We start from the raw sequence: 3,197 nt of genomic DNA on the forward strand, positions 1-3,197 counted from the left end.
TTCTATGCCTACATAGTACAAAAGAACTACCTTGTCCTTTATTCTTTGTAATACAGAATAAAGCGACACGATAGTTCTTTGATAGATTTCTTATTTAATCTAGCGGAACTAATTGATTTCGGACTGCATAAATCACTGCTTGCGATCGACTTTTCACATTTAGCTTTTTAAAAATTTTATTGATGTGAATTTTAACTGTTTTATCACTAATATATAAAACTTCAGCAATTTCTTTATTACTAAGTCCTTTTACTAGTTCAAAGAGAATTTCCTTTTCACGTTCCGTCAGTTCATTTTCATTTGATTCTACTTTCATTTTTTGCTGATGATATGTAATTAATTTTTTAGTCATACGCGGATGAATGACTGAATCGCCTCGATATAACATTCGAATTGCTGCTACTACCTGATCTGATGATGAATCCTTCAATAAATAACCATCAGCACCGGCCTGGAGTGCATCCATTAAATACTCGTCATGTTCATACATTGTAAACACAAGTACACGGCAACTCGGATATTTTTTTTTCACTAACTCTGTAGCTTCAATCCCATTTTTCTCTGGAAGATTAATATCCATCAAAATACAATCTGGTCGGCATTCTTCTACTTTTCCCAATACTCCATCCCCAGAGCTAGCTTCTCCAACCACTTTCATATCAGATTCATCCTCTAGTATGCTCCGAATTGCATCCCGTAAAAAAGCATGATCATCTACTACTAATATTTTAATCATTTTACGCACCCCTTGTTTGTGAATCTGGAATTAACAGTGTGATTTCTGTCCCTTTTCCTACAGAACTATCAATCTGTAAAGTAGCCCCTAATTGGTCAGCTTGTTCATTCATATGTAATATACCATAATGTGGCTCATTCTTCGTTTTAACCATAGACTCAAATAGTGAAAAGCCAACTCCGTTATCCTTAACCCTTAAAAGCACGTGTTCACTTTGATAGCTGAGTAAAACATCAGCCTTTTTTGCCTGTGCATGTTTTACAATGTTTTGCAAACTCTCTTGTAATGTATCAAATATAACTCTTTCTTTTGAAAAACTAAGCGCACGTGCATGACCTCTTTCATGATATGTAATGTCTAGTTCATATTCTTGTCTTAAAGATTTTATTTTACTTGCTATCGCCTGCTTAAGTCCCAATTGTTGTGTCGGATATGGTTTTAAAGCATAAATAGAATAGCGAACTTCTCCTAGGCTTCCTCTTAAATCTTTTATGCTTTTCTCTACTACTTGCTGCATATCTTTTGGTTTATCACGGTATTTTTTCTGCGCGGATTCTAGTTGGAATATCACCCCGGCTAATGTTTGCGCAATACCATCGTGAATTTCTCGAGCAATTCTATTTCTTTCTTCTAAAATCATTCTTTTTTCCTGTTCAGAAATTAATATCCTTGTTTTAACTACGTTAGCTAATTGGTTAGAAAATGTAGCTAACGACTGTACATCTTCTGGAAAGAAGCCCGCATTTCTACTTTTCCCTGCAACAAACATTCCGACTAGTTCATCATTAACAATAAGAGGAAAATATACAAGTGAGCGTATGACACTTTCAAATATTTCATCTCCAGGAGCCGTACCAATTTTCCAATCATTAAATACAAGATTTTTAGAAAGTCCCTCAAACGCATCGTAATTTTCTAAATGATCAGAAATATCAGGGCGAACTTTCCCATCTTTTAATAGAATATTCCAGTTTCCATCATCTTTTGTCCATATTACATATGCTTGTATGCCAAAAAAACCTTTAAGTGCTTGTTTAATATGCTTCAAGTTTCCTCCAGTTAATCCTCGACTAATTTCGGTCGTAATAAGAAATAACTCATATAATCGTTCTTTCTCCATCCTTATCCGTACAGAAAAAGAACTAATAACGGAAGTTGCTACAAGTGGAAAAAAGAAAAACAGCACTGTAACTTCGTTTACTTCCACACTATATGTACTAATTAGTACATGCATCAGTGCCGCATAAGAGAAACCAAAAGTTTCGCAAAGAAATACCGTAATAGTTTTTTTATACCATTGATAAATTGAATATGGCTGCGGAAGAAGTATCATTAACAAATCGTAAAAGCGATTGTTGAAAAAACAAAACAACATGCAAAATAATAACAAAGATATTAAATTCTCATACAGAACTGACATACCTATCTTATTAATTATTAAGGACATACATTTGTCTGAAAACCATTTGGCAAAGATCAAACTAAGTGCATGTTGAGTACTATTAAATAACATTCTTTGTATCGGTGAACGACGATGCAGGTGAATAATTAGCGTCACAAGTACAATAGCAACAATAGTTATATGGATTCCAAACTGCCAACTCATAGCGTAAATTATCGGAAAGGTAAGCGAACTAGTTCCTCTCCAAAATCTTACAGGAAAATACTCTGCAATCCCCATAAAAAGTAACAACAATATTAGTATTGTTAGATGAGAAGGGATTTTAATTTCAAGTAAAGATATAGTTATAGTAACCAAACCAAGAAAAGAAATAAAATAAAGATAAAAACTAGCAATCTTTTCTCTCATAAAGATAGAATTTACATCTTTCAAAACAACCCCTTCTTTCCTTATAAAAACTTCATTTTCTCTATTATCCAACAAAAAACCGGCACTGGCAAAATGGAAGAACATCCACTAGCCAATCACCGGCTGTGTACTACACCTAAAAAGGCAAGACACAATACTAGTATATATCAGTTTGTGAAGTTTACCCATTAGTCAAATGGTGTAATTGTACATACTTTTAGACTTAGGTCTACTAGTACAAAAGATGTATACGCAATTTAAATTTTGATTCACTAAAAAAATTCTAAGAAAAATAGGAAGGCAATCGTAGTAAATACTTATCTATATTAATTTCATCTAAATCTTTAGGTTATGTATGTATCAAATACTCCCCATCTAATATTTACAAATAACCCATGAGATAATCTCCTTATATACTATATATGAAATTTATCACTTAATATTTATTGAAGAAAAGGCGATGCATACAATAATCAAATCTAATTAACATATTATTTAATTATCGGTAGCGAGATTAAAGAGACTCCCTATTCTCAGGAAGGAACCTCCAATTCATATTATTACCCCTATTTCTATGTTTCTTATTTGATTCTAATTAACTAACTGATTAGGGTTATTGCAAATCAAAATAATAAAACCACATCTCCAATT

2 protein-coding genes are annotated in these 3,197 nt (G+C 32.7%); both read right to left on the reverse strand.

The window, feature by feature from the left end:
* Positions 1 to 94 precede the first annotated feature (94 nt).
* Positions 95 to 736, reverse strand: a complete 642-nt coding sequence (locus tag ABWK52_RS26960) for a response regulator (RefSeq protein WP_000590674.1) — start codon at positions 734 to 736, stop codon at positions 95 to 97.
* 1 nt (position 737) lies between these two features.
* Positions 738 to 2,570: a GAF domain-containing sensor histidine kinase gene (locus ABWK52_RS26965; protein ID WP_097813708.1), complete on the reverse strand. Its 1,833-nt coding sequence runs from the start codon at positions 2,568 to 2,570 to the stop codon at positions 738 to 740.
* Positions 2,571 to 3,197 lie beyond the last annotated feature (627 nt).

The sequence above is a fragment of the Bacillus sp. AP50 genome (genome assembly GCF_040492675.1).
Taxonomy (GTDB): domain Bacteria; phylum Bacillota; class Bacilli; order Bacillales; family Bacillaceae_G; genus Bacillus_A; species Bacillus_A cereus.